General features: G+C 75.4%; 23 protein-coding genes. 6 read left to right on the forward strand and 17 right to left on the reverse strand.

Annotation, left to right across the window (positions count from 1 at the left end; all coding sequences use genetic code 11):
• The first annotated feature begins 59 nt into the window (after nt 1-59).
• Nucleotides 60-206: a hypothetical protein gene (locus tag IF73_RS41070; protein WP_158822060.1), complete on the forward strand. Its 147-nt coding sequence runs from the start codon at nt 60-62 to the stop codon at nt 204-206.
• A gap of 36 nt (nt 207-242) precedes the next feature.
• On the opposite strand, the gene IF73_RS0120080 is transcribed toward IF73_RS41070, so the two are convergent.
• From IF73_RS0120080 to IF73_RS0120100, 5 genes are all read right to left on the reverse strand, one after another.
• Nucleotides 243-635, reverse strand: coding sequence for an STAS domain-containing protein (locus IF73_RS0120080; RefSeq protein WP_031009948.1), 393 nt, complete (start codon nt 633-635; stop codon nt 243-245).
• Nucleotides 636-955: 320 nt separating this feature from the next.
• The gene (gene rox, locus IF73_RS0120085) at nt 956-2,395 is read right to left on the reverse strand and encodes a rifampin monooxygenase (protein ID WP_031009949.1); all 1,440 of its coding nucleotides are present in this window, start codon (nt 2,393-2,395) and stop codon (nt 956-958) included.
• Nucleotides 2,396-2,515: 120 nt separating this feature from the next.
• Entirely contained in the window at nt 2,516-3,088 is a 573-nt protein-coding gene (locus tag IF73_RS0120090) for a GNAT family N-acetyltransferase (RefSeq protein ID WP_031009951.1), read from the reverse strand.
• Nucleotides 3,089-3,165: 77 nt separating this feature from the next.
• Nucleotides 3,166-3,372 carry a cold-shock protein gene (locus tag IF73_RS0120095; protein WP_031009954.1) on the reverse strand — a complete coding sequence of 69 codons (207 nt, stop codon included), beginning with the start codon at nt 3,370-3,372 and terminating at the stop codon, nt 3,166-3,168.
• Between the two features lie 135 nt (nt 3,373-3,507).
• Nucleotides 3,508-4,425 (reverse strand): glutaminase, encoded by a 918-nt coding sequence (locus tag IF73_RS0120100; protein ID WP_031009957.1) that lies wholly within the window; start codon nt 4,423-4,425, stop codon nt 3,508-3,510.
• Nucleotides 4,426-4,550: 125 nt separating this feature from the next.
• On the opposite strand from IF73_RS0120100, the gene IF73_RS0120105 reads away from it, so the two are divergent.
• Nucleotides 4,551-5,390: an N-formylglutamate amidohydrolase gene (locus IF73_RS0120105; protein WP_402312245.1), complete on the forward strand. Its 840-nt coding sequence runs from the start codon at nt 4,551-4,553 to the stop codon at nt 5,388-5,390.
• 16 nt (nt 5,391-5,406) lie between these two features.
• Here the strand turns inward: IF73_RS0120105 and IF73_RS0120110 are convergent, their stop codons facing one another.
• On the reverse strand, nt 5,407-6,819 hold the full coding sequence (locus tag IF73_RS0120110) for an aminopeptidase P family protein (RefSeq protein WP_031009961.1): 1,413 nt from the start codon (nt 6,817-6,819) through the stop codon (nt 5,407-5,409).
• Between the two features lie 150 nt (nt 6,820-6,969).
• Between IF73_RS0120110 and IF73_RS0120115 the strand changes: the two genes are divergently transcribed.
• The gene (locus IF73_RS0120115) at nt 6,970-7,953 is read left to right on the forward strand and encodes a hypothetical protein (protein ID WP_031009963.1); all 984 of its coding nucleotides are present in this window, start codon (nt 6,970-6,972) and stop codon (nt 7,951-7,953) included.
• A gap of 9 nt (nt 7,954-7,962) precedes the next feature.
• Here the strand turns inward: IF73_RS0120115 and IF73_RS0120120 are convergent, their stop codons facing one another.
• The 4 genes from IF73_RS0120120 to IF73_RS0120135 form a co-directional block, all read right to left on the reverse strand.
• Nucleotides 7,963-9,981, reverse strand: coding sequence for a prolyl oligopeptidase family serine peptidase (locus IF73_RS0120120; protein ID WP_031009965.1), 2,019 nt, complete (start codon nt 9,979-9,981; stop codon nt 7,963-7,965).
• Between the two features lie 31 nt (nt 9,982-10,012).
• On the reverse strand, nt 10,013-11,677 hold the full coding sequence (locus IF73_RS0120125; protein ID WP_031009967.1) for a serine/threonine-protein kinase: 1,665 nt from the start codon (nt 11,675-11,677) through the stop codon (nt 10,013-10,015).
• 68 nt (nt 11,678-11,745) lie between these two features.
• Nucleotides 11,746-13,467: an acyl-CoA dehydrogenase family protein gene (locus IF73_RS0120130; protein WP_031009970.1), complete on the reverse strand. Its 1,722-nt coding sequence runs from the start codon at nt 13,465-13,467 to the stop codon at nt 11,746-11,748.
• Between the two features lie 63 nt (nt 13,468-13,530).
• Nucleotides 13,531-14,091 (reverse strand): PadR family transcriptional regulator, encoded by a 561-nt coding sequence (locus tag IF73_RS0120135; RefSeq protein ID WP_031009971.1) that lies wholly within the window; start codon nt 14,089-14,091, stop codon nt 13,531-13,533.
• A 170-nt stretch (nt 14,092-14,261) separates the two neighbouring features.
• Here IF73_RS0120135 and IF73_RS0120140 point away from each other — a divergent pair, with 170 nt between their 5' ends.
• Complete coding sequence (locus tag IF73_RS0120140) at nt 14,262-15,404, forward strand: SMI1/KNR4 family protein (protein ID WP_031009973.1); 1,143 nt, start codon at nt 14,262-14,264, stop codon at nt 15,402-15,404.
• Here the strand turns inward: IF73_RS0120140 and IF73_RS0120145 are convergent.
• Both IF73_RS0120145 and IF73_RS0120150 read right to left on the reverse strand, forming a co-directional pair.
• Nucleotides 15,401-16,099, reverse strand: a complete 699-nt coding sequence (locus IF73_RS0120145) for a response regulator (RefSeq protein WP_031009977.1) — start codon at nt 16,097-16,099, stop codon at nt 15,401-15,403. The genes IF73_RS0120140 and IF73_RS0120145 overlap by 4 nt on opposite strands.
• Nucleotides 16,096-17,409: a sensor histidine kinase gene (locus tag IF73_RS0120150; RefSeq protein WP_031009980.1), complete on the reverse strand. Its 1,314-nt coding sequence runs from the start codon at nt 17,407-17,409 to the stop codon at nt 16,096-16,098. Before IF73_RS0120150 ends, IF73_RS0120145 begins: the two co-directional genes overlap by 4 nt.
• A gap of 220 nt (nt 17,410-17,629) precedes the next feature.
• On the opposite strand from IF73_RS0120150, the gene IF73_RS0120155 reads away from it, so the two are divergent.
• Nucleotides 17,630-18,307 (forward strand): ABC transporter ATP-binding protein, encoded by a 678-nt coding sequence (locus IF73_RS0120155; protein WP_031009982.1) that lies wholly within the window; start codon nt 17,630-17,632, stop codon nt 18,305-18,307.
• Nucleotides 18,304-20,670 (forward strand): ABC transporter permease, encoded by a 2,367-nt coding sequence (locus IF73_RS0120160; RefSeq protein WP_031009986.1) that lies wholly within the window; start codon nt 18,304-18,306, stop codon nt 20,668-20,670. The genes IF73_RS0120155 and IF73_RS0120160 overlap by 4 nt, the downstream gene beginning before the upstream one ends.
• A 15-nt stretch (nt 20,671-20,685) precedes the next feature.
• Here the strand turns inward: IF73_RS0120160 and IF73_RS38730 are convergent, their stop codons facing one another.
• The 5 genes from IF73_RS38730 to IF73_RS0120185 form a co-directional block, all read right to left on the reverse strand.
• Nucleotides 20,686-21,423 (reverse strand): hypothetical protein, encoded by a 738-nt coding sequence (locus IF73_RS38730; protein WP_031009988.1) that lies wholly within the window; start codon nt 21,421-21,423, stop codon nt 20,686-20,688.
• On the reverse strand, nt 21,420-22,748 hold the full coding sequence (locus IF73_RS0120170) for a lysine N(6)-hydroxylase/L-ornithine N(5)-oxygenase family protein (protein ID WP_031009990.1): 1,329 nt from the start codon (nt 22,746-22,748) through the stop codon (nt 21,420-21,422). The genes IF73_RS38730 and IF73_RS0120170 overlap by 4 nt, the downstream gene beginning before the upstream one ends.
• Nucleotides 22,745-23,329: a GNAT family N-acetyltransferase gene (locus IF73_RS0120175; RefSeq protein WP_031009993.1), complete on the reverse strand. Its 585-nt coding sequence runs from the start codon at nt 23,327-23,329 to the stop codon at nt 22,745-22,747. The genes IF73_RS0120170 and IF73_RS0120175 overlap by 4 nt, the downstream gene beginning before the upstream one ends.
• The gene (locus IF73_RS0120180) at nt 23,326-25,110 is read right to left on the reverse strand and encodes an IucA/IucC family protein (protein WP_031009995.1); all 1,785 of its coding nucleotides are present in this window, start codon (nt 25,108-25,110) and stop codon (nt 23,326-23,328) included. The genes IF73_RS0120175 and IF73_RS0120180 overlap by 4 nt, the downstream gene beginning before the upstream one ends.
• The coding region (locus IF73_RS0120185) for a pyridoxal phosphate-dependent decarboxylase family protein (RefSeq protein WP_199806677.1) at nt 25,107-26,627 on the reverse strand (1,521 nt) is incomplete at its 5' end. The genes IF73_RS0120185 and IF73_RS0120180, both read right to left, overlap by 4 nt.

A 26,627-nucleotide genomic window follows, 5' to 3' on the forward strand; every position in this document is an offset into this window, starting at 1 on the left:
CGCGACCGGTGCCGGACACCCTCCGACCCACCGTCGACACCCAGGAAACGGAAGAACCCATGTCTCTCCTGCGCATCACCGCCCAGGCCGCCGCGGTCCTCGCCCTCGCCCTCGCCGCCCCGCTGTGCGCCGCCTCGACGGCGGCCGCCGCGCCCGTCCCGTCCGTCCCCGTCACCACGGCTCAGGACAACATGGGCTGGCAGTAGGACGGACGAGGACGGGGCCGACCGCGTCGCGGGCCGTCAGACGGGGTGCTCCGCGCGGGCGCGGGGACCGGAGAGCAGCGGCGGGGCGGGCAGCGGGCGCAGCGCGGGCTCGGGACGCAGCAGGTCGTCGAGGCCGGTGAGCCGGACCAGGCGGAGGATCCACGGCTGGTCGCAGACGAGCTGCCAGTGCGCCCCGCGGTCGCGGGCGCCGCGGGCGCAGTGGGCGAGCAGGCCGAGGCCGGTGGCGTCGCAGAAGGCGAGCGGGCGGATGTCGACGGCGAGCGCGTCGGCCTCGCGGACGAGGGCATCGAGTTCGGGCCGCAGGTGGCGGACGAGGACGAGGTCCAGTTCGCCGCTGAGGACGGCGACGGTCAGGGCGCCGGCCGAGCGGACGGTGAGGTACGGGTCGTGACGGGGGATCAGCTGCATCGGACGCTCCCCAGGTGGGTCCAGGTGTCAGGTCGAGCGTGGCCGGAGCTTCGGCGGGAGGGACGTTTCGCCTCGACCTCAGTCACCTGATCCGGTGAATACGCGTCCAAAGGTTTGTCGGACGACCGTACGGAGGGGTCAGGGGCCCTGCTCGCGGAGGAGCGTCCGGGTGCGCGGGGCGAGCAGGGCCTCGAACCGGAAGGCGGGATCGGCCGGCCGCTCGCCGAGCGGCGCGTCCGGCCGGCGGAGCCGGCGGCGGACGGTCTGCCGAACGGGGACGGCCCGCCCCCTCGTGGGAGGGGGCGGGCCGTCCCGCCCGGTCAGCTCGCGGCCGGCGCCCCGAACCAGCGCTCCAGCCGCTCGCGCAGTTCCCCCGGGTCGTCGCCCGCCCAGACGACGTGTCCGTCCGGCCGCAGCAGCGCGGCGGGCACGCCGGGCTCGTCGCCGGCGGGCGCGACGACCTCCACCCGGTCCTCCCAGCCCGCCGCCGAGAGCGTCCCCGTCCGGTCGAGCAGCAGGCCGCGTCCGGCGCGTGCCGCCTCGTAGAGGCGCCCCTCCTTCAGCGGCACGTCGCGCAGCCGGCGGCCGACCAGCGCCGGTTCGCCCTCCGCCGCGTAGCCGTAGCGGATGTCGATCGCGGTGAGCTTCCCGATCAGGTGCCGGTTGACCTCGTCGAAGTCCATCAGCTCCGCGAGCAGCCGGCGCACCGCGCGCGCCCCCGGCTCCTCGGACATCAGCTCCATCTGGGCGCGGGTGTTGTCGAGCACGGCGGCGGCGACCGGGTGGCGCTCGGAGTGGTACGTGTCGAGCAGCCCCTCGGGCGCCCAGCCCAGCACCTCGGCAGCCAGCTTCCAGCCGAGGTTGAAGGCGTCCTGCACGCCGAGGTTGAGGCCCTGGCCGCCGGTCGGCGGGTGGATGTGGGCGGCGTCGCCGGCGAGCAGCACCCGGCCCTCGCGGTACCGCTCCGCCTGCCGGGTGCCGTCGCCGAAGCGGGACATCCAGCGCGGCTCGTGGACCCCGAAGTCGGTCCCGCCCACGGCGACCAGACGCTCCCTCAGCTCGTCGAGGGTGGGCGCCGCGCGGTCCTCGGAGAGCCCGGCGGCGGGCACGACGACCCGGAAGAGCCCGTCGCCGAGCGGCATCACGCCGTACCGCATCTGCGTCTTGCGGACCTCGGCCACCACCGGGACCACCTCCTCCCACGGGACCCCGATCCGCACCTCGGCGATCAGCGTCTCGTGCCGGGCGGGCAGTCCGGGGAAGCCGATCCCGGTCAGGGCGCGCACGGTGCTGCGGCTGCCGTCGCAGCCGACCAGCCAGCGGGCCCGCAGCCGGGTCCCGTCGGCCAGTTCCGCCGTCACGCCCTCCGCGTCCTGGTCGAGCCCGACGAGCTCCTGGCCGCGCCGCAGCTCGACGCCCAGCTCGCGGGCGTGCTCACCGAGCAGTTCCTCGGTGACGTTCTGCGGGATGCCGAGGACGTAGGAGTGGGCGGTGTCCAGGCCCTCGGGCCAGCTGGTGCCGAGCCCGGCGAAGAAGCCGCCGACCCGGTACTGCTGCCCGCGGGCGAGGAAGCGGTCGAGGAGCCCGCGCTGGTCCATCACCTCGATGCTGCGGACGTGCAGCCCGAGCGCCTTGCTGTGGCCGCTGGGCTCCGCCGCCTTCTCCAGGACGAGCGGCCGCAGGCCCCACAGGCGCAGCTCGGACGCGAGCACGAGCCCGGTCGGCCCGCCGCCGATCACGAGGACATCGGCATCGAACATGGCTGTTCCCCCATCTGTTCGCGCTGTTCAGCCGCCGATTCTGCGTCATCCGGGGGGCCTTGCCGCAAGGCCCCCCGTGCGCTATACGTTGAAGAGGGCGAGGGAACGCCGGATCGCCGCTCAGCGCAGGTCGAGCCGCATGAGGATCCGGGGGTGTCCGGCGAGCACCGAGGTGGTGTCGGCGGCCTTCACGAAGCCGGCCCGTTCGAAGTTCTTCCGCAGCCCCGCGTACGCCATCGTCATGTCCACCCGGGCGTCGCCGTTGTCCAGCGGGTACGCCTCCACCGCCGGCGCCCCGTGCGCGCGGGCGAACTCGACGGCGCCCGCGATGAGGGCGTGGCTGACGCCCTGCTTGCGGTGGCCCGGGCGGACCCGGATGCACCAGAGCGACCAGACCGGCAGCTCGTCGACGTGCGGGATCTTCCGGTTGCGGGCGAAGGTGGTCTCCGCGCGCGGGGCCACGGCCGCCCAGCCGGCCGGTTCTCCGTCGTCGTAGGCGAGGACGCCCGGAGGGGGCTCCTGGGCGCACAGGCCGGCCACGTACTCGCCCCTGGCCGGTTCGCGCAGTTCGTTGTTGAGCTTGGACGGGATCCGGTAGCTCAGGCAGAAACACACGTTGGCGGTGGGCGACTTGGGGCCGATCACCGCACGGACGTCCTCGTAGACGGAGGCCGGACGCACTTCGATGGTCATGCCTCCACCCTGACACGGGCGGCGCCCGCCGCGCACGGTCGCGGCGCACTGCTCCGTACGGGGGACGGGCCCGCGGCTCAGACGCGCAGTTCCCGCGCCTCGAAGCGGCCCTCGCCGAGGGCCAGGACGAAGGTGACCTGTTGTCCCTCGGAGAGGGCGCGGACGCCGTCCTCGACGTCCGCCGCCCGGAAGTAGACGGGTTCCTCGGACCCGACGGGCAGCACGAACCCGTAGCCGGCGCGGCGGTTGAAGGACTGCACGAATCCGGTGGTGCGGTTGTCCACGGCGACCTCCTTCGCTCCGGGCGCGCAGGGCGCCCCACCGGATCTGTACCCCGTGCGAAACGCCCCCGCCAGCCGGGACGGGCCCGGAGGACCGCCTCGGAAGACGTCCTCGGACGACGGCCTCGGACGACGGCCTCAGAAGACGGAGAGGCCGGTGATGGTGGTGAAGCGGTCGAGGGCGGCGACCCCGGCGACCGAGTTGCCCCGCTCGTCGAGGCCCGGGCTCCACACGCACAGGGTGCAGCGGCCGGGCACGACGGCGATGATGCCGCCGCCGACCCCGCTCTTGCCGGGGAGGCCCACCCGGTAGGCGAAGTCGCCGGCGGCGTCGTAGGTGCCGCAGGTGAGCATGACGGCGTTGATCTGCTTGGCCTGGCTGCGGGTGAGCAGCCGGCTGCCGTCGGCGCGGATGCCGTGCCGGGCGAGGAAGCCGGTGGCGACGGCGAGGTCGGCGCAGGACGCCTCGACCGAGCACTGCCGGAAGTACTCGCGCAGCAGCGTGGGAACGGGCGTGGTGATGTTGCCGTACGAGGCCATGAAGTGGGCGAGGGCCGCGTTGCGGTCGCCGTGCTCGGTCTCGGAGGCGGCCACGTCCCGGTCGAAGTCGAGGTCGTGGTTGCCGCTCTCGGCGCGCAGGAGGTCGCGCAGCGCCCCGGAGGCGTCGCCGGTGAGCCGGTGCAGCCGGTCGGTGACGACGAGCGCGCCGGCGTTGATGAACGGGTTGCGGGGGATGCCCCGCTCGTACTCCAGCTGCACGAGGGAGTTGAAGGGGTTGCCGGAGGGTTCGCGGCCCACGTGCTCCCACAGCTCGTCGCCCTCCTTGGCGAGGGCGAGCGCGAGGCTGAAGACCTTGGTGACGGACTGGGTGGAGAAGGGGCGCTGCCACTCCCCCACGCCGTACACGCTGCCGTCCAGCTCGGCGACGGCCATCCCGAAGCGGTGCGGGTCGCCGGCGGCGAGCGCCGGGATGTAGTCGGCCGGGCGACCCCGGCCGACGAGGCCCTCGATCTCCTCGGCGACGCGTTCGAGGACGGGCAGGAACGACTGCATCATGATCGTATTGTGCCGCTTCCGGCGGGGAGTCGTCCGGCGGCCCGGTCGTGGTCGCCGCCGGCCCGGGGTGTCATGATCATCGGATCGCCCCACCGGCCCCGGTCCAGCAGCAGGGAGAGAACGCCGTGCCCGAGAGTCCCGTGTCCGAGCGTCCCGTGCCCGACACCGCCGCCTCCCCCTTCCGGCTCCACCCGGGGGCCGCCGACTCGCCGGTCCTCCTCCACGTCCCGCACTCCGCGCGGGAGATACCGGCCGCGGTGCGGGCCGGCATCGTCCTCGACGACCCCGCGCTCGGCCGCGAGCTGGACCACATCACCGACGCCCACACCGCGGAGATCGCCGCCCGCGCCGCCACGGCGGCGGGCCGGACGCCCTGGCGGTTCGTGAACGGCCTCTCCCGGCTCGTGGTGGACCCCGAGCGGTTCCCCGACGAGCGGGAGGAGATGCTCGCCGTCGGCATGGGCGCGGTGTACACGCGGACCACCCACGGCGAGGAGCTGCGGCCGGTGGGGTTCGACGGACGGCCGCTGGTCGAGCGCTACTTCGAGCCGTACGCGCGGGCCATGACCGAGGCGGTCGACGGCCGGCTCGCCGCGACCGGACGGGCGGTGGTCGTCGACGTCCACTCGTACCCGACCCGGGCCCTGCCGTACGAGCTGCACGGCGAGGGCCCGCGGCCGCCCGTCTGCCTGGGCACGGATCCCTTCCACACCCCGGGGTGGCTCCTGGACGCGGCCCGGGAGGCGTTCGCAGGGTTCGGCGGCACGGGGATCGACAGCCCCTTCGCGGGGACCTACGTGCCGCTGCGGCACTACGGGCGGGACCCGGAGGTCGGCGCCCTGATGGTGGAGATCCGCCGGGACGTGTACATGGCCGAGCCGGGCGGCGCGGCCGGTCCCGGGCTCGGCGCCCTCGCGGACGCCCTGGCCGTGCTCGTCGACCGGGTGTCCGCGCGGGTCGCGTGAGGTCCGCCGTGGGGTCTCAGCCGGCGACGCGGGCCATCCACTCCTCCACCTCGGCGGAGGTGCGCGGCAGGGCGGCGGAGAGGTTCTCGTGGCCGTCCTCGGTGACCAGCAGGTCGTCCTCGATACGGACGCCGATGCCGCGCCACTCCTCGGGGACGGTCAGGTCGTCGGGCTGGAAGTAGAGGCCCGGCTCGACCGTGAGGACCATGCCCGGCGCGAGGAAGCCGTCGACGTACTCCTCGTTCCGCGCGGACGCGCAGTCGTGCACGTCCAGGCCGAGCATGTGGCCGGTGCCGGCCATGGTGAAGCGGCGCTGGAGGCCGAGCTCGTACGCGCGGTCCACCGGGCCCTCGATGAAGCCCCACTCGACCAGCCGGGCCGCCAGGTGCCGCTGGGCGGCCTCGTGGAAGGCGCGGTAGGGGGCGCCGGGCTTGACGGCGTCGAAACCGGCCTGCTGGGCCTCGTACACGGCGTCGTAGACCTGCCGCTGCACGGGGGTGAAGGTGCCGCTGATGGGGAGGGTGCGGGTGACGTCCGCGGTGTAGAGGGAGTGGGTCTCCACGCCCGCGTCGAAGAGCAGCAGCTCGCCGGGGCGGACCGGGCCGTCGTTGGCGGTCCAGTGCATGATCGTGGCGTGGTCGCCGGCGGCGCAGATGGAGCCGTAGCCCACCGAGTTGCCCTCCAGGCGGGCGCGGCGGAAGAAGGTGCCCTCGATCCACCGCTCGGAGGTGGCGACCGCGGTGGAGAGGTCGCCGATGGCGTCGGTGAAGCCGCGGACGGTGGAGTCGACGGCCTTGCGGAGCTCGCCGATCTCCCAGGCGTCCTTGACCAGGCGCAGCTCGCTGAGGGCGTCCTCCAGCTCGGTGTCGCGCTCCTCGTCGGTGGTGACCGCCGCCTCCAGGGCGGGGTCGACGCCGCGGACGATCCGGGTGGGCACGCCGGCGCCGGCGGCCAGGTGCGCGGGGAGTTCGCGGACGTCGCGGCAGGGCAGTCCGAGGACGCGCTCGGCCTCGGCGAGGGAGAGCCGGCGGCCCATCCACAGTTCGGCGGTGTAGCCGATCCAGAAGGTGTCGTCGTCGCGGCCGTCGCGCGGCAGCACGTGGCAGTGCGCGTCGTGGCCGCCGTCGGCGCGGGGCTCCAGGACGAGCGCGCAGTCGCGGGCCTGGTCGCCGGTCATGTGGACGTAGGCGGAGTGCGGGCGGAAGGGGTAGGTGTCGTCGTTGGAGCGCACCTTGAGGTTGCCGGAGGGGATCACCAGACGCTCGCCGGGGAACCGCGCGGAGAGCGCGGCCCGGCGGGCGGCCGCGTACGGCGCCTGCTCGGCCTGGACCAGGTCGTGCCGCTCGGTGTCGGCCCAGCCGGTCCGCATCAGGGCGGAGAGCTCCTCGGAGATGCCGTCGTACAGGCCGTTCTTGCGACCCTTCGCCACGTCGTGCTCCTTCGTCGTGAGTGCCTCGTGGAACCGCCGGTCATCGGCGGCCCACGGACCGTAGCCCGCCGTGCGGACCGACGGGGCCCAGCAGTGCCAGTGGCACGGATCGGACACCGGGAGGCGTCGGGGGCGCTCAGAATGGGTGCCATGGCGAACGCGAGACTGGGCGAGGCCCTGCGGCTCCTGGGCCTCGGCGACGGGGCGGCGCGGGTGTACCACGCGCTCCTGGAGCGGGCCCCGGCACCGCTGGAGGCGATCGGCGCGGCGGCCGGGCTCGACGGGCCGGCGCTGGCGGAGGCGTACGGGGAGCTGGTCGACGCGGGGCTGGCCAGCGCGGCGGCGGAGGACGGCGACACGGTGGCGCCGGTGCCGCCGGCGGCGGGCCTGGAGATCCTGGGCCGGCACCGGGCGGCGGAGCTGGACGAGTCCCGGATCACGGTGGGGGGCGCCTTCGAGGCGTTCCGGCGGCAGCGGCTCGCCGCGCGGGACCACGACCTGGTCGAGGTGGTGACCGGAGAGGCGATCGGGCCCCGGATGCGGCAGGCGTGGGCGAGCGCCCGGCAGCAGATCCGGCAGCTGGACTCGCCGCCGTACTTCACGGTCCCCGGCGCGACCGACGACGCGCTGGCGACGCTCGCCCGGGGCGTCACCCAGCGGGTCATCTACTCCCGGGCGTCGCTGGAGCAGCCGGGCCATCTGGAGCGGTCGATCGAGCCGGTGATCGCGGCCGGCGAGCAGGCCCGGGTGCTGCCGTCCGTACCGGTCAAGCTGGTGATCATCGACGAGGCGTACGCGCTGGTGTCGCTGTCGATCCGGGAGGCCGACGTGTTCACCACGATGCTGGTGGTGCAGCCGTGCGGACTGCTCTCGGCGCTCGTGGCGCTCTTCGAGCAGTGCTGGCGGGACGCGCTGCCCTTCCACGGCCGCACCGCCCTCCCGGGCGGGCTCCGGCCGGCCGACCGGCGGCTGCTGTGGCTGCTGGCCGGGGGTGCGGCGGACGAGGTGATCGCCCGGGAGATCGGCGTCAGCCGCCGCACCCTCTTCCGCCGGATCCAGGTCCTGATGGCCCGGCTGGGCGCCGCCAACCGTTTCCAGCTGGCGCTCCAGGCCCAACGGCACGGCTGGCTCTGACCGCTCGGGTCAGGAGCCCAGGTGCTTGCGCAGGAAGGTGTACATCAGGGCCTTGTTGCGGGCCGCCTGCGCGTTGTCGGTGGCGCCCGCGTGCCCGCCGCCGGTGTTCTCGTGGAAGAGCACCGGGTGGCCCAGCTCGCGCAGCCGCGCCGCCGCCTTCCGCGCGTGCCCGGGGTGGACCCGGTCGTCGCGGGTGGAGGTGGTGAGCAGCACCGGCGGGTAGGGGGCGTCGGCGGTGAGCCGGTGGTACGGCGAGAGCTCCCGCAGGTGCGGCAGGTCGGCCTCGTCGTCGGGGTCGCCGTACTCGGCGATCCAGGAGGCGCCGGCGAGCAGCTTGTGGAAGCGGAGCATGTCGAGCAGCGGCACCTGGCAGACGATCGCGCCGAACAGCTCCGGGTAGCGGGTGAGCATGGCGCCCATCAGGAGGCCGCCGTTGCTGCCGCCGGCCGCGCCGAGCTGCGCCGGGGTGGTGATGCCGCGGGCCACGAGGTCGCGGGCGACGGCCGCGAAGTCCTCGAAGGCCCGGTGCCGGTGGGCGCCGAGCGCGGCCTGGTGCCAGTCGGGGCCGTACTCGCCGCCGCCGCGGATGTTGGCGATGACGTACGTGCCGCCGGTCTCCAGCCAGCCGCGGCCGGTGAGGGCCGCGTACGACGGGGTGAGGGAGACCTCGAAGCCGCCGTAGCCGTAGAGGAGGGCGGGGCCGGGGCCCTCGGAGCGGTCGGGGCCGATGACGAAGTACGGGACGCGGGTCCCGTCCTCCGAGACGGCGAACGCCTGCTCGACGGAGAGTCCCGAGGTGTCGAAGCGGGCCGGGGCCTGCCGGAGGATCTCGGTGTCGCCGCCGATGGTGCCGCGGGTCAGGGTGGACGGCTGGAGGAAACCGGAGACGTCGAGGAAGTACTCGTCGGAGACGTCCGGATCGGTGTCGGTGACGGCGACCGCCGACAGCGGCGGGACGTCGGCGAGCGGGGCGCGCGACCAGCCGCCCTCCTCGCGCGGGGTGAGCACCTCGATGCGGGTGCTGACGTCCCGCATGGTCTCCAGGACGAGGTGGTGCCGGGTCCAGGAGTGGCCGGCGAGCGCGGTCCGCTCGTCGGGGGTGAAGAGGGCCTCGGCGGTGCGGTCGCCGGCCAGGAAGGCGTCGAAGCCGAAGGCGAGGAGGGCGCCGGCGGGGTGGCCGAGCCAGGGCGACTTGAGGGTGACGATCAGGTGCCGGCGGTGGGCGTAGACCTCGGCGTCCTCCGGGACGTCGATCCGCACCAGCCGGTCGTCGGCGGTGAGGAGGTGGGTCTCGCTGCGGAAGAAGTCGAGGGAGCGGCCGACGAAGCTCCGCTCGTAGCCGGGGGTGGCGTCGTGCCAGGCCCAGGCGGAGACGTCGGCGGCCTCGCCCTCGAAGACGGTGGGGGCCTCGGCGAGCGGGGTGCCGCGCCGCCAGCGGCGGACCGTGCGCGGGTAGCCGGCGTCGGTGAGCGAGCCGGGGCCGTGGTCGGTGCCGACGAAGACGGTGTCGGCGTCGATCCAGCCGATGCTGGTCTTGGCCTCGGGGACGGTGAAGCCGCCGTCCACGAAGGCGCGGGACTCCAGGTCGAACTCGCGGACCACGGTGGCGTCGCCGCCGTCCCGGGAGAGGCTGACGAGCGCCCGGTCGTGGGCGGGCCGCAGGACCCGGGCCCCGGCCCACACCCACTTCTCGCCCTCGGCCTCGGCGAGCGCGTCCACGTCGAGGAGCGTCTCCCACTCGGGGGCGTCCTTGCGGTACTGCTCCAGGGTGGTGCGCCGCCACAGGCCCCGTACGTGCTCGGCGTCCTGCCAGAAGTTGTAGAGCCAGGGGCCTCGGCGGGTGGTGTACGGGATGCGGTCGACGGCGTCGAGCACCTCGCGCAGGCGGTCGGCGAAGGCGTCGAAGCCGGGCCCGGCGGCGAGCTCGGCCTCGGTCTCCGCGTTCCGCTCGGCCACCCAGGCGAGGGCGGCCTCGCCGTCGACGTCTTCCAGCCACAGGTACGGGTCGTCATGGTTCACGCGTGTCATTGTCCCCCGGCGCCCGCCGGAGCCGGTCCGGTCAGTCGGCGACCAGCTTGTGCACCTGGGTCCCGTCGGCGTCGACGGCGAGGTAGCCCGTCGCGGAGTGGTCGTTGGTGCGGTAGACGAGGAGGGTGGGGCGGTTCTCGTTGAAGGTCCAGCGCTCGGCGATCAGGTAGCGGGAGGTGGGCGACTCGACCTTGAGCTCGCGGTCGGCGCGCTTCGCCAGCTCCGGCAGGTCGTCCCAGGGCATCCGGGTCGGGTCGAACGGCTGCTGCTCGGGACGGGAGGAGCTGATGGTGCCGCCGACGCCCTGCCGGCTGACCTCGCCGTCCCGGTAGATGTACCGGTCGTAGGTCCTGGCGCCGGGCTTGGTGGGGATCTCGGCGACGACGTACTCCTCGTAGACGACCAGCTGTTTGACGGTGGACACACCGGTGGCGTCCCGGAAGGCGGCGACGGCGGTGCGGACGCCCGCGGGGGTGAGGTGGGAGCCGGCGGCGGGGGTCGTCGGGGGCGTGGTCGCCGGGGTGTCGCCCGGCGAGGCGGTGGCGCCCGTGGAGCCGGTGGAGCCCGTCGAACCGGTGGAAGCGGTCTGCTTGCCGTCGCCGGTGCCGGAGCCGAGGCCGCCGGTGCCGCCGGTGCTGCCGGCGTCGCCGCCCTTCGGGAGGAACTGGGTGAGGGCCAGGGCGAACAGCGCCGCCGCGACCACGAGGCCGCCCGCGAGCCGGGCGAGGCGCCTGCGCCGGTCGGGGGCGGGGGCGGGGACGTGTTGCGGGCGAGCGTACGGGTGGGGCGGCGGCGCCTGGTACGCGAGCGGGGTCGGCGGACCGAAGCCCGGGGGCACGGCGTCGGCGGGGACGGCCGCCGCCTCGGCGAGGAGGCGGTCGAGCTCGGCGCCGTCCGGGCGCAGGGCGGGGTCGCGGACGAGGAGCCGGGTGAGGACGGGTCCGAGGGCGCCGGACCGGACCGGCGGCGGGATCGGGTCGTCGAGGACGGCGACGACGGTGGCGAGGCTGGTGGCACGGCGCAGCGGGTGGTGGCCCTCGGTCGCCACGTACAGGAGCATGCCGAGCGACCACAGGTCGGAGGCCGGGTTGCCCTCCTCGCCGCGGACCCGCTCGGGGGCGATGAAGTCGGCGGAGCCGATGAGGTCGCCGGAGGCGGTGAGCCGGGAGGTGGCCTCGTCGAAGGCGGCGATGCCGAAGTCGGTGAGGACGGCGCCGCCTTCGGCGCGCAGCAGGACGTTGGCGGGCTTGACGTCGCGGTGCTGGATGCCGGCGGCGTGGGCGGCGCGCAGCGCGGCGAGGACCTGCCGGCCGAGGGCGACGGCCTCGGGGACGGGGAGCGGTCCTGCGGCGAGCCGGTCGGCGACGGAGCTGCCCTCGACGAGTTCCATGACGATCCACGGCGCGGAGCCGTCGGCGGGCTCGACGATGTGGTGCACCGTCACGACGTGCGGGTGGGAGAGCCGGGCGAGCGCGCGGGCCTCGCGGATCGCCCGGGCCCGCAGCTGGGCCGTCAGGCCGGGGTGGGCCTCCTCGGCGGCCGGGTCCGGCGGGCGGACCTCCTTGAGCGCGACGTCCCGGTCGAGGGCGATGTCGCGGGCCCGCCAGACGGTGCCCATGCCGCCGCTGCCCAGCCGGGAGATCAGCCGGAACCGTCCGTCGACGAGAGGTCTGCCGTCGTCGTCACTCGTGTTCATGAGCGATCATCGTAGGCGCCCCGGGTGACAGCCGGGGTCCGGGCGGCGTACCGCCCGGACCGGCGGGGTCAGGGCTTCATCTCGTAGGCGCCGGAGAGGGCTTCGACGCGGGCCCAGACGCGGGCCGTGCGGGCCTCGTCGACGGCGGGGCGGCGGACCGCGCCGAGCGCCCAGGTCTGCTGCGCCTCGGTGGCGGAGTCCTTGCCGTGGAGTTCGACGGCGTGGGCGGAGAAGTCGCGGACGAGGACGGCGAACAGCTCGTCGAGGACGTCGTCGTCGAGGCCGGTGAGGGCGGCCTGCTCCAGGACGAGCTGGGCGTGGACGACGAGCGCGAAGAGCTGGCCGACGGCGAGGAGCAGGTCGAGGTCGCGGCTCTGGGCCTCGTCGGGGGCGGCGGTGCGGACGAAGTCGCAGAGGGCGTCGGCCTGTTCGCGGAAGCGGGCGACGTTCGGGAGCCGGTCGTACGCGTCGAAGGCGGGCCGCCAGTCGTGGAAGCGGACGGAGCCGAGGCCGCGGGCGGGGCCCTGGCGGAAGAGGAAGTCGTCGTCGGCGGCGTCGAGGCGGGTGGGGACGGCCGGCTGGTCGACCGGGTCCAGGAGGTGGTTGCGGAGGAACTTGAGGATCAGGGCGAGGTTGACGTGGACCGTGCCCTCCAGCTTGGGCAGGCCGCGGATCTCGACGGCGGCCTGGGCGAAGTAGTTGTCCTTCTCGAAGCCCTTGGCGGCGATGACGTCCCACATGAGGTCGATGACCTTCTCGCCCTCGGTGGTCACCTTCATCTTCGTCATGGGGTTGAAGAGGAGGTAGCGGCGGTCGTCGGGACCGGCGGTGCGGAAGTAGTCGACGGCGCGGTCGCTGAAGAGCTTCATGCCGGCCAGCCGGACGTAGGCGTCGGTGAGTTCGCGGCGCACGTGCGGGAAGGCGGTGACGGGGCGGCCGTAGAGGACGCGGTTGTGGGCGTGGGTGACGGCCTCGTACATCGCGTGCTCGCAGATGCCGATGGAGGCGGTGCAGAGGTTGAACTTGCCGACGTTGACGGTGTTGAGGGCGGCGTCGAAGGCGGCGCGGCCGGTGTGCAGGACGTCCGCGGCGGCGACCGGGTACTCCTCCAGGCGGAACTCGCTGACGAACTTGGAGGAGTCGACGACGTTCTTGACCAGGTGGTAGGCCGGGTGGCGGCTGTCGGCGGCGAAGAAGACGTAGCCGTCGGGGCCCTCGACGTCGGTGCGGCGGCCGAAGACGGAGACGAGCCCCGCCTTGTTGCCGTTGCCGATGTAGTACTTGGAGCCGCTGGCCCGGAAGCCGCCCTCGCCGTCGGGGGTGAGCAGCATGTCGGTGGAGTAGATGTCGGCGCCGTGCGTCTTCTCGGAGAGGCCGAAGGCGAACACCTCGCCCTGGTCGAGGAGTTCGGCGGCGCGGGCACGGGCGGCGGCGTTGTCGCTCTGCCAGACCGGGCCGAGGCCGAGGATGGTGACCTGCCAGGCGTACCAGTAGTCGAGCCCGTAGAAGCCGAGGATCTCGTTGAGGGCGGCGATGCGGGCGGTGTCCCAGCGCTTGTCGGCGTGGCCGCCGGCCTCGCCGGCGGGGGTCAGGAAGGTGGCGAAGAGCCCTTCCTTCGCGGCGAAGGCGAGGAAGTCGCCGAGCCAGGCGCGGGTGCGGTAGTCCTCGATGATCCGGCGCTTGCCGCGCTCCTCGAACCAGTCGACGGTGGCGCGCAGCAGCCGGCGGGTCTCGGGGTCGAAGTGCGCGGGGTCGTAGGTGCGCGGGTTGAACAGCAGGGCGTCGGCCATGGGGTACCGCCTTGGGTTCGAGGGGTGGATGAGGGTGGGTGCGGGTCCGGAGGGCGGTGCCGCTCAGAACCTGCGCAGGGTGGCGAGGACGTCGTCGAGCCAGCCGATCATCATGCGTTCGTACGCGATGCCGCCGCGCAGCACGGCGTGCTGGAGCTCGCGTTCGGCGTCGGGCGGGGTGGCGTCGTCCGTGGCGTCGTCCGGTCGCGGCGGGAAGTCCCGGGCCTCGCCCGCGAGGTAGTGGGCGAGGCGGTCGGTGTGGGCCTGCCGGTGCCGCTCGACCTCGCGGACGAGGCCGGCGGGGTCGTCGAAGGCGGCGCCGCGGATCTTCACGGCGAGGTCGTGCCGGACGCTCTCGGGTTCGATCGGCTCGCGCAGCCAGGAGCTGAGGGCCGCGTGCCCGAGGTCGGCGACGGAGTACTCCTTCTTGTCCGGCCGCCCGTGCTGGGGGACGTCGCGGGCGGCGACCCAGCCGTCGTTCTCCATCCGCTTGAGCACGCGGTAGATCTGCTGGTGGGTGGCGGTCCAGAAGTAGCCGATGGACCGCTCGAACCGGCGGGCCAGTTCGTATCCGGACCCCGGCTTCTCCAGCAGGGACACGAGGATCGCGTGTTCGAGCGCCATGCCCCCGATCCTGCTATGCAACTGGTTGCATAGCAAGGCGGGCGCCCGCCGATGAGACGCGCCTCACCCCACGGGACCCCGCCCGTCACGCCGCCCGGAAGACCGAGGGGGGCGATCGGACGGCCGGACGGGCCCGTTCGCTGTCAGTGCCGCCGACTAGGCTCCGCCGCATGACTTCGCACCTGGTGGACGCCGCGTGGGACCGCATCGACCGCTGGCTCCTGGCGCACGCGCCCCGTACCTTCGCCACGCTCGCGCCGCCCGCGCGGGACGAGGACATCCGCGCGACGGAGCGGGAGTTGGGCGTCGTCTTCCCGCCGGACCTGCGGGCCTCGCTGCGCCGCCACGACGGCGCCCGTCCGGGGCCGGAGGCGTTCCGTTTCGACAACCACGACCGGCCCCTCGGGCTCCGCGGCATCGTCGAGGCGACCGGCTTCCTGCGGTCGTGCGCGGCGGACCTGGACGAGGAGGACGCGGTGGGGTACTGGCTGCCCGGCTACGTGCAGTTCGGCGCGTACGAGGTCACCGCCGACGGGGTCGCCATGGACTGCGACCCGGGCCGGGACACGTACGGCGAGGTCGGCCGCTTCTTCGACGAGACGGGCACCCGCTTCGGGACCGCCGCGTCGCTGGGCGCGTACCTGACGGAGCTGGCGGACCGGCTGGAGAGCCCCGGAGACCCGGCCCTGGTCGTCTTCGCCGGCCGCCTGATCTGGGAGAGCCCGCTCGGACACCTCCCGGAGTGGGACCCGGCGGACACCCCGCCGCCCGGTCCCGACGCGGAGCTCCCCGCTCTCGGCCTCCCGGCCGACCCGTCGGAGCGCCTGAAGGTGGGCTGCCTGTACGGACTGGACGAGCTCGGCGCCCTCGTCGCCACCCTCCCCGCCGAGCGCGTCGCCGAGGCGGCCCGCAGGCAGGCCCGCCGCCTCGCCGAGGAGACCGGACTCGTGGCGTACCCCGAGATCGCCGAGGCTCTGGCCGCGCTGGACTCCGGCACCCCCGACACCTCCCCCGACGGCCCCGCGGTCCGGCGGCTGCGCGCCGCGAAGGCGGCCGCGACGACGCGCGGCGACACCGTCCGGGCCCTGGCCGCGGTCGAACTGGCCCACGCCGTACGGGGCTCCGCCTACCTGGCGGTCGCGGAGATACCGACGACCCGGGCCCTGTACGCCCCGCTCTGGCGCGACGACCTCCACGCCGACCTCGGGAACCCGCCGCTCCCGCCGGCCCCCGACGACGTCTTCTGGGCCACCCTGCGCAACCCGGCCATCGACGCGGACGCGTACGCCGACTGGTACGCCGGGCAGCCCTAAGGCGCGTCGTCCGGCTCCCGGTCGCCGGTCTCGCCGACGCTGACCAGGCCCGTCTCGTAGGCGACGATGACGGCCTGGGCGCGGTCGCGCAGGCCGAGCTTGGCGAGGACGCGGGCGACGTGCGTCTTGACGGTCGCCTCGGCCAGGTGGAGCCGGGCGGCCAGTTCGGCGTTGCTCAGTCCGCGCGCCAGCAGCCCGAGCACCTCCAGCTCGCGCGGGGTGAGCGAGGCGAGGTCGCGGTGGAGGGCGACGGTCTCGTCGCCGCGCCGGGCGAAGCGCCGGACCAGTCGGCGGGTGATGGCCGGCGCGAGGAGCGCGTCGCCGGTGCGGACCGTGCGGACGGCGGAGGCCAGCTGCTCGGGGGTGACGTCCTTGAGCAGGAAGCCGCTGGCCCCCGCCGACAGCGCCGCGTACACGTACCGGTCGAGGTCGAAGGTGGTCAGGATGATGACCCGGGGGTCGCCGGGGCCGCCGGTGAGGATCCGGCGGGTGGCCTCCAGGCCGTCCATGTCGGGCATCCGGATGTCCATCAGGACCACGTCGGGACGGGTGCGGCGGACCGCCTCGACCGCCTCGGTCCCGTTGGTCGCCTCGGCGACGACGTCGATGCCGTCGGCGCCGAGGATCATCCGGAACCCGGTGCGGACCAGGGTCTGGTCGTCGGCGAGGACCACACGCGGCGGCGGCTGGGTCACGGTGTCTCCTCCAGGGGGATCAGGGCCTCCACACGGTAGCCGCCGGTCAGCCGCCGTCCGGTGGCCAGCGTGCCGCCGTAGACGGCGAGACGCTCGCGCAGGCCGATCAGCCCCCTGCCGTTGCCGGCGGCGGCGCCCGGGCCGGGGCGGCCGCCGGTGTCGGTGACCTCCACCCGGAGCCGGCCGGGACCGTACTCGACGGTCACGGCGGCGGTCGCGCCGGCCGCGTGCTTCACCGCGTTCGTCAGCGCCTCCTGGACCACCCGGTAGGCGGCGAGCCCGATGCCGGACGGGAGTTCGCGGGGCGGGCCGGTCACGGTCAGGGCGACCGGCAGGCCCGCGTCCCGGACGCGCCGGACGAGCGCGTCCAGCCGGTCGAGACCCGGCTGGGGTGCGAGCTCCGCCGGCGCGTCGGGCCGGTCCACGTCCTCGTCGCGCCCCTCGTCCTCGTCGGCCATGGTGAGCAGCCCCATGACGTGACGCAGTTCGGTCATGGCCGACCGGCCGCTCCCCTCGACGGCGAGCAGGGCCTCACCGGCCTGCGCGGGCGAGGTCTTCATGATCGTGCGGGCCGCGCCCGCCTGGATGATCATCACGCTGACGTGGTGGGTGACGACGTCGTGCAGCTCCCGGGCGATCCTGGCCCGCTCGTGCTCGACGGCCCGGCGCAGCGCCTCGGCCTGCTCGCGTTCGAGCGCGGAGAGCCGGGTGCGGCTCTCGTCGGACCGCAGCTTCCAGGTGCGCAGACCGACGGCGGCCAGGGCCATCGGGACGAGGACGAGCAGGGCGATGTACTCGGTGGGGACGATCGGGGCGACCGAGTTCCCCGACGTGCCGACGAGGAGGACGGAGACCGGGAGCGCCACCAGGGTCGCCACCCGGTACGGGCTGTACACGGCGGCGCTGTAGACGGCGATGACGAAGGCGTAGAAGGTCAGCCGCGACACGCTCTGCGGTGTCGCCAGCGTCGCCGCCGTGACGACGCACAGCACGGCGAGCGGGTGGCGGCGGCGCAGGGCCAGGGCGCCCGAGGCGACGACCGCGAGGGAGACCATCCAGGCGAGGCCGGCCGCGCCGGACGGGCGGGGCATCACGTACGTCGTCCCGAGGCCGGTCTCGCGGATCACGACGACGCCGACGTTGTCGATGCCGTAGTGGACGGTGGCGGCACCGATGACCAGCGCCAGCAGGACGTCGAACGTCCAGGCGCGCCGGCTGGGCCGCGGGGGCGGACCGGCCGGGACCCTCGCGTCGCGGACGGTCCGCCGGGCCGCCGCCCGGAGCCCCTCCGCCGTCGTACGCACGTTCATCACCGGCTCATTGTCGCCGCCGCCCCGCGCCGCCGGATCCGTCTCCGGGGCCGGTTCCGAGCGAGCGCGTACACCGGGCGCCTACATCGCGGGGATGACGTCCGGGCGCATGGTCCCGGCGCGGTACGGGAGGGGGTCCGGGCGGACGACGCGCGGGCGCCGGCCGCGCTCCTAGCGTTCACCCGGCCCCCCTCCCTCCCCCGTTTCCGAGGAGCCTTCCGTGACCACACCCGTGATCGAACTGCGCGGCGTGAGCCGCCGCTACGAGGGCGGTCCGCCCGCCCTCGACGACGTGTCGCTGACCGTGATGCCCGGCGAGGCCGTCGCGGTCCTCGGCCCCTCCGGCAGCGGGAAGTCCACGCTGCTGAACCTGGTCGCGGGCCTGGACCGACCCGACGCGGGGACCGTCACCGTCGACGGGGTGCGGGTGGACCGGCTGGGCGAGGCGGGCGCGGCGCTCCACCGGCGGGCCCGGATCGGGATGGTCTTCCAGTTCTTCCACCTGCTCGACGACCTGACCGTCACCGAGAACGTCGTCCTGCCGGCGCGCCTCGCGGGCACGGGCCGCCGCGAGGCCGGGCGGCGGGCGGCGGAACTCCTGGAGAGCCTCGGCATCGCCCGGCACGCCCGCGCCCTGCCGGGACGGCTGTCCGGCGGCGAGCGCCAGCGCGTCGCGGTGGCCCGGGCGCTGATGAACCGGCCGGCGCTGCTGCTCGCCGACGAGCCGACCGGAGCCCTGGACACGGCCGCCGGTGAGGACGTCGGCGGACTGCTCGCCGCCCTCCACGCCGAGGGGCAGAGCGTTCTCCTCGTCACCCACGACCTGGCGCTGGCCCGCTCCTGCACGCGGCGCACGGTGCGGATCGCCGACGGCCGCGTCACCGAGGACGCCCGGTGAGCGCGCTCGGCGGGGTGGTGCGGTCGGGGGTGCGGCGGCGCCGGGTGCAGACGCTGGTGATCGGGCTGGCGACGATGACGGCGGTGGCCGCGTCCGTCCTCGGCGGCTCGCTGCTCGTGGTCTCCGGCGCGCCCTTCCAAGGCGCCTTCGCCCGGCAGCACGGCGCCCATCTGTCCGTGGAGTTCGACGCGGACCGGGTGGGCGCCGGGCGGCTGGCGCGGTCGGCCGGGGCCGCGGGGGTGAGCGGGGCGGCCGGGCCGTTCCGTACGGCGACGGTCGCGCCGCGCACGGACGGTTCGGGTCCCGGATGGCCGATGACCGTGGTCGGCCGGCCCGACCCCGGCCGGGACGTGGACGCGGTGGCGCTGCTCGACGGGCGGTGGCCCGCGCGTCCCGGCGAGATCGCGGTGGCCGCCGACTCCCCGCTCCTCCCCGTCCTGGGCCTGCGGATCGACGTGCCCGGACCGCCCGGCGCGCCGGCGCTGACGGTGGTGGGGGTGGCCCGCTCGGTGACCGGGACCGCCGACGCCTGGGTGGTGCCGGAGCAGATGCCGGCGCTGACCGCGCCCGGCGGCGGCGGGTACCAGATGCTCTACCGCTTCGCCGACGCGAGCACCGCCGAGCGGGTCGCCGCGGGCGCGGCGGCCGTGACGGCGGGTCTGCCGGCCGGGGCCGCGGTCGGCGAGCAGTCGTGGCTGACGGTCGCGTCGAACGCCGAGCGCGACACCGCGGTCTACGTGCCGTTCCTCCTCGCGTTCGGGGTGCTCGGTCTGGTCATGTCGGTGCTCGTCGTCGGCAACGTCGTCGCGTCGGCCGTCGGTCTGGGGACCCGTCGCATCGGCGTCCTCAAGGCGGTCGGCTTCACCCCGGCCCAGGTCGTGCGGGCCCATGTGGCGCAGGCGCTGGTCCCGGCGGCCGCGGGCACGGTCGCCGGGCTCCTCGCCGGTCGTCTCCTCGCCCTGCCCGTGCTGGCGGAGGCCGGGGAGGTGTACGGCACCTCCTCCCTCGCCGTCGCGCCCTGGGTGGACGTGGCGGTGACCGGCGGGGTGCTCGGGCTGGTGGCGGCGACCGCCTGGGCGAGCGCCTGGCGGGCGGGCCGGCTGCGGACGGTCGACGCACTCGCCGTCGGCCGGGCGGTCCCGTCGGGGCAGGGCCGGCGGGCGGCCCGCCTGGCCGCGCGGCTGCCGCTGCCGCAGCCGGTCGCGCTGGGCCTGGTGCGGCCGTTCGCGCGGCCGGTCCGCGCCCTGGCCATGGGGACGGCGGTGCTGTTCGGCGCGGTCGCGGTCACCTTCACCGTCGGGATGAGCGCCTCGCTCGGCGAGGTGATGCGGGCCAAGGCCCATGACGTGGCGGACGTCAGCGTCCCGGAGCCCCCGCCGGCCTTCGGCCCGCCCGGTGCCGGGCCGCCGCCCGGTTCCGGTGCGGAGCGGCGGCCCCCGGCGGAGCCCGCCGCCGTCACCGCGGCGATCGAGGCGACCGCGGGAACCGGGCGGCACTACAGCGCCACCACGGTACGGGCGACGGTGTCCGGCCCGACCGACCTCGTCGACGTGGTCGCCTTCACCGGGGACGCCTCCTGGGGCGGCTACGCGCTGGTCGCGGGCCGCTGGTTCGCGCGGCCGGGCGAGGCCGTGGTCCCGACCCCGTTCCTGGCCGCCACCGGCACCCGCGTCGGCGACCGGGTCACGCTGAACGGCCTGGCCGAGCCGGTCACCGTCCGGATCGTCGGCGAGGTCCTCGACCCGCGCAACGACGGCATGCAGGTCTTCACCGACCTCGCGAGCCTCGCCTCCGCGCGCCCGGACATGACGTCGACGAGCCATCACATCGCGGTCGCCGCGGGGACCGGCGTACCGGACTACGTGGAGGCGCTGAACGAGGCCCTGGCACCGCTCGGCGTCACCGCGCGGGCGGGCGGGCTCCGCTCGGGGAGCGACATGGTCGTCACGCTCGACGCGCTGGCCGCGTTCCTCACCCTGCTGCTGGTCGCCGTCGCCGCGCTCGGCGTCCTCAACGGCGTGCTGCTCGACACCCGGGAGCGGGTCCGGGAGATCGGCGTCCACAAGGCGCTCGGGATGACACCCCGTCAGACCGTGGCGATGGTCCTCACCTCGGTCGTCGTGACGGGGGCGGTCGCGGGCGCGCTGGGCGTCCCGCTCGGCGTGGCCCTGCACGGCCGGGTGGTGCCCGCGATGGCCGACGGGGTGGGCCTCCGGCTCCCCGCCTCGGTCACCGACGTGTACGGCGCGGGCGCGCTCGTCGCGCTCGCCCTCGGCGGCCTGCTCATCGCCCTCCTCGGCGCCCTCCTCCCGGCCGGCTGGGCGGCCGGGACCCGTACGGCGACCGCCCTGCGCACCGAGTAGGCCCGGCCCGGAGGCTCATCCGGCGGGTCCGCCGGGCGCGGCCGGAGGATCGCCCTCCGGCTCCGTCGGCCCCGCGCCGGGGGCCTGGCGGACCAACCGGTACCGCCCCTCCCACCGGCGCGGCGGTGGGAGGCGGGCGAACCGGGCGCGGGTGCGGGTGCGGGCGCCCTCCTCGCGGGCCGTGTCCATCCAGGCGGCGAAGGCCGGGTCGCGGTGGCGGCGCGCGTACACCGTGGAGGTCGAGACGCCGGCGCGCTCCGCGGCGGCGGTGACCGGCCGCCCCTCGCGCAGGGACTGGAGGAAGAGCCGGATCGCGGCGGGCGACAGGCGTGAGCGCGGGGCCTCGCGGGACGCCTCGGCGAGCGCCCGGGCGCCGTCCAGCGCGTCCCGGAAGGGCTCGTCCTCGGTCCGCCAGAGTCCGAGCGTGCTCTCCGGGACGCCGGCGGCCCGCGCCGCCGCGGCGAGGGTCATGCCGAGGGCGACGCAGCGCAGCAGCTCGGCGCGCTGCCGCACGGCGCCGGCCTCCCGGGTGAAGGGATCGCGGCCGGTGAGCGCGACCGCCAGGACACCGTCGCCGACGGCGGCGGCCTCCAGCGTCTGAAGGCGGAGGCCGGCCCCGGCGGCGGCCTCCTCGGGCCGGTGGCCCGCCCGGAGGGCGCCGACGATCTGGTCGCGGACGCCCACGGGGAGGACGACGGCGGGCGGGCCGTCGTCCTCGCCCGCCGCCGCGGGGTGGCGCGGGAACACCGTCATCCCCCGCCGTGCGCCGGCGTTCCGGGGGCCTCGAAGCGGGTGAAGGCGCTCCGCCGGGGCAGGCGGTAGACCTCGCGCCCGGTGACGGCGTTCAGGATGGTGGCGTTGCGGACGGCCCCGATGTCGAGGTTCGGGGCGGAGACGCCGTAGGCGTGGATCTCGGCGTTGGCCACGAAGATCCGTCCGGTCACGCCGTCGGCGAGTTCGACGGAGTGGTCGGCCCGGACCACCGGCCGCCCCTTGGCGTCCTGCCGGATCAGCTTCTCGACCGGGGCCAGGAAGTCGGGGGTGCGCCGCCGGTAGCCGGTCGCCGCCACCACCAGGTCCGTGACGTGCGCGAACTCCCGGCCGGTGTCGAGGTGCCGGCAGGTCAGCACCGTCCGCCCGGAGGGCTCCGCGACCGCGGCCTCGACGGCGACGCCGAAGCGGAGCTCGACGTCGGCGAGTCCGTCGTCGAGCTGGCGGCGGTAGAGGAGTTCGTGGATCTCCTCCAGGGTGTCCGTGGAGATGCCCTTGTAGAACTGCCACTGCTCGCCGACCAGCCGGTCCCGCACCTCCTCCGGCAGGGTGTGGAAGTAGCGCATGTACGCCGGGGTGGTCAGCTCCAGGTTCATCTTGGTGTAGTCGAGCGGGGCCCACGAGCCGGTCCGGGTCAGCCAGCTCACCGCCGGGCCGCCGTCGAGGTTGCGGGTCAGCAGGTCGGCGGCGACCTCGGCGCCCGACTGGCCGGAGCCGACGACCGTGACCCGCCCGGCGCGCGCCACGTCGGCGGCCCGGTGGAGGTAGTCGGAGGTGTGCAGCACCCGGTCGGAGGGCAGCCCGGCGAGCGCGTCGGGGAGGTGCGGGGCGGTTCCGATGCCGAGGACGAGGTGGCGGGCGCGGAACCGGACGACGGTGCCGTCGCCGCGTACCGCGCGGACGGTGAAGCGCTCCTCGCCGGCGTCCCAGTCGGCCTCCTCGACCCGGTGGGAGAAGCGCACGGCCGGCAGCCGCGCGGCGGCCCAGCGCAGGTAGTGCTCGTACTCGCGGCGGGAGGGGAAGAAGTTCTCCCGCACGGTGAAGGTGTAGAGCCGGTCCATGTCGTGCAGGTACGCGAGGAACGACAGCGGGTGCCAGGGGGCGACGAGGGTGACGAGGTCGGCGAGGAAGTTCACCTGCATCGAGGCGTCGCCGAACATCATGCCGCGGTGCCAGGTCAGCTCGGGGGTCTCCTCCAGGACGACCAGGTCGAGGTCGTCGACGGTGGAGGCGAGGGCGGCGAGGCCCAGGTTGAAGGGGCCGCAGCCGATGGCGACGACGTCGTGGTCGGTGGTGGGTCCGCTCATCGGGGCAGGTCCTCCGGCGTGCGCGGGCGGATCATCAGGGCGGCGGTCTTGTCGGGGAACTCGACCTTGCCGGCGGGCCGGAATCCGGCCGCCTCGAAGGCCCTCAGCGAAGGGGCGTTGTGCACGTCGGGCTCGGCGACCACGCGGGCGCAGTCCGGGTCCGCGGCCAGCAGGCCGTCGGCGAGGGCCCGCAGCAGCGTCCGGCCGAGGCCCTTCCCGGTGCGCCCGGCCTCGCCGATGGCGATGTGGACGCCGAGGTCGTGGGGCAGCTCGGGGTAGTGGCCGGCGAGCCGGTCCCGTAAGACCCGGTAGACCTCGACGTAGGCGAGCGGCTCGCCGTCCAGGTCGACGAGGACGGGCAGGATCGCGTCGCCGGCCAGATGGCCCGCGATCTCCTCGTGCCAGCGCTCGCGCGGCCACGCCTGGTGCCAGAAGGCGTCGATGTGCGGGGACCGCATCCAGCCGTGCACGAGGTCCAGGTCGGCGCCCTCGGCGCGGGCGACGCGGGCCGTCCAGCGGCCGGGCAGCACGGGCAGCGGCGGGCCCGGGACCGCGCCGCCGGTCTGCTCGATGGTGCTCACGGGGTGGCCTCCTGCAGGGGGTTGGGGGCGTCGAGGTAGACGGACTGGGCGTCGAGCGGGGCGAGGACCTCGTCGATGCCGTGCAGCCGGGTGAGCAGGTTTCCCTTGCACGGCAGGGTGTCCGCGGTGAGCCAGCGGCGGGCGAGCCGGTCGCCGTCGGGGCCGGCCGCGGCCAGGCCGGGGAGCGCGGCGCGCAGCCGTTCGGCGAGGACGGCGAGCAGCCGCCGCTCGTCGGCGAGGCCGTCGACGGCGAGGCAGCCGACGACCGACAGGGCCTGGTTGCGCAGCAGGTAGTACGAGAGCCGGTCGTCCACGAGGGCGTCGTCGACGACGGCGAGGGTGGAGGAGTCAGCGCCGAGCCGCTTGAGCAGACCGGGCAGGTGTGAACCGGCCAGGTAGTAGCCCTGGTTGTCGCGGAAGGTGGCGCCGGTGACCCGGCCGCGCTCGTCCAGGCGGACGAGGGTGTTCTGCTGGTGGGCCTCCAGGCCGATGCCGGTGGCCGCGTACAGGTGGAGCATGGGGACGAGGACGCGGTCGGTGTAGTCGGCCGTCCACTGCTCGGCGGCGCCGGGTCCGAGCCCGGCGACGAGGTCGCCGAGGGCGCTGCGGCCGAGGCCGGGGCGGGGCGCCACGAGGCCCACCAGGCAGCGCAACCGGGCGATGTCCCGGGGGACTTCGCGGACGGCGACGTCGAGCCCGGTGACCTCGGGGCCCTCGGGGCGGCCCGGTTCGTCGACGGCGATCCAGGCGGGGTCGCGGGTGATGGCGAAGCCCGGGTGGGCGGCGAAGGTGTCGTCCGCGTGGCCGGCGTCGAGGAGGCGGTTGATCTCCAGGCCGCGGCGCAGTTCGGTACGGGTGGACTCGCGGCGCGAGTTGGTCAGCCGCAGTCCGAGGGAGAGCTTCAGCATCACGTCGGCGTCCGGCCGGTAGACGGTCCGCACGCTGGAGGTCGGCCACCAGGCGGGGCCCAGCTCGCCGAGGGCTTCCAGGGCGCCGGAGGCGAGGAGCGCCCGGACGCGGGGGCGGTGCGGCAGGTCACGGGCCTGCCAGGGGTGGGCGGGGATGAGCACCCGGCCGTCGTCGGGGCGCTGTCCGGCGAGGTCGGCGAGGAGGGCGACGGTGTCGCGGCCGGCCAGCGAGGGCGCGCCGTCGACGGCGTCGTGGGAGACCACGGACGGGTCGGCGGCGAACCAGTGCAGCCGGAAGGAGCCGCGCAGTTCGGGCGAGAAGGCGCGGGCGTCGTGGTCGGAGACGCCGTCCCGGCTCTTGGGCGCGGGATGGTTCAAGTGGCCCAGGAGGAGGGCCTGTTCGGCGTCGAGGAAGCCGTCCACGCCGGGCGGCGGGGTGGGGTGGGCGCGGCGGTCGGCGATGAAGGCGGCGACCCTGCGGACGGATTCGGCGGTGCGCTCGACGAGGTCCGCCGCCTCACCGGCGGGGACTCCCCCGGGCCGGCCGCCGCCGCGTACGGCGGCCTCGGCGGAGAGCAGGGCGACGGCGGTCACCGGGTCGGCGGTGTCGCCGAGCGGGCCGCCGGGGCCCTCCAGGCGGGTGGGGCCGAAGCGGTGCCAGCCGGTGGGCGAGCGGTGGGTGACCTCGGTGACGAGGGTCAGTCCCGCGGTGGGCAGCTCGACCCGGAGGGGTCCGGGGGCGACGGGGGTGTGCGTCTCGCGCAGCCAGCAGCGCAGCAACGCCTCGATGTGGGCGTGTTCGGAGGCGCCGCGGGCGTCGCGGGTGTGCAGGGGGTCGGCCTGGGCGGGTGGCGCCGTGGTGGTGGTGCTCATGCGGCGTCGTCCTCCTTGGTGAGTCGTGCGCAGGTGCGGCCGGCGTCGAGGACGGCGTCCACGAGGGCGTCGATGTCGTCGGTGGTGGCGGTGGGGTTGAGCAGGGTGAACTTGAGGCAGACCCGCCGGGGCGAGCCGGGTCCCCCGGTGGTGGCCTCGGTGCGTCCGATGAGCGCGGTGCCGGTCTCCAGGAGGTGGCGGCGGAGGGCGGCGTTGAAGGCGTCGGAGGCGGCCGGGTCGTCGGTGCGGTGGCGGAAAAGGACGGTGGTGAGCTCGGCCGGGGCAACCAGTTCGAGCTCGGGCTCGTCCTGGATGCGGCGTTCGGCGTGCCGGGCGAGGTCGTGGCAGGTGTCGACCATCCGCCCGAGGCCGGCGCGGCCGTACGTGAGGAGGGTGGCGGCGGCCTTCACGGCGTCGGGGCGCCGGGTGGTCTGGAGGCTGCGGCCGAGCAGGCCGTCGTAGCCGGCCTCCGCGTCGTCGACGGGGTTGAGGTAGGCCACCTGGCGGTCGAGGGCGGTGAAGGCGGTGGTGTCGGAGACGAGCAGCACGCTGGCGGCGGCCGGCTGCCAGCCGATCTTGTGCAGGTCGAGGGTGATCGAGTCGGCCAGTTCCAGGCCGGCGAGGCGGTCGGCGAGCCGGTCGGAGAAGAGGGCGCCGAAGCCGTAGGCGGCGTCGACGTGCGTCCACATGCCGTGGCCGGCGGCGATCTCGGCGATCTGCGGGAGGGGGTCGACGGAGCCGAAGTCGGTGGTGCCGGCGGTGGCGACCACGGCGACGGGGGTGCGGTCGGGGCCGAGCGCGTCGAGGGCGGCGCGCAGGGCGTCGGGGCGCATGCGGCGCCGGTCGTCGACGGGGACGGGGTGGACGGCGGCCTCGCCGAGTCCGAGGGCGGCGCAGGCCCGGTGGGTGGAGAAGTGGGCGAGTTCGGAGCAGAAGACGACCGGTCCGGGGAGGGCGGCGACGCCCTGTTCGCGGGCGTCGACGCCGAGCCGGTGGGCGGCGGCGTCGCGGGCGAGGAGCAGCCCCATCAGGTTGGAGAGGGAGCCGCCCGGGGTGAGGACGCCGTCGGCGCGTTCGCCGAGTCCGGCGAGGCCGGTGAGGGCGCCGATGAGCCAGCGTTCGACGGCGATGGCGGAGGGGCCGGAGTCGTAGGTGTCGAGGGAGGCGTTGCCGGCGCTCGCGAGGACGTCGGCGGCGACGGCGACCGCCAGGGCGGGGGGCTGGAGGTGGGCGGCGGCGCGGGGGTGGGAGAGGTCGATGCCGTGTTCGGTGAGGACGGTGGCGAGCAGGCCGAGGGCGGCGTCGGCGCCGAGTCCTTCGGCGGGGATCTCGGCCGGGCCGAGTGCGTGCGCGGCGGCGGCGAGCACCTCGGCGGGCGTTCCGGCGGGGAGCGGGCCGAGGGGGCGGCGGGCCTTGGCGGCGGCGTCGACGGCGCCGTCCAGGCGGGCGAGGACGTCGGCGAGGCCGGCGCGGGAGCCGGCGAGGAGCGGCGGCTGGGGGGCGACGGGGGCGGGCAG

The sequence above is a fragment of the Streptomyces sp. NRRL F-5727 genome (assembly GCF_000719555.1).
In the GTDB taxonomy this organism is placed as follows: Bacteria; Actinomycetota; Actinomycetes; order Streptomycetales; family Streptomycetaceae; genus Streptomyces.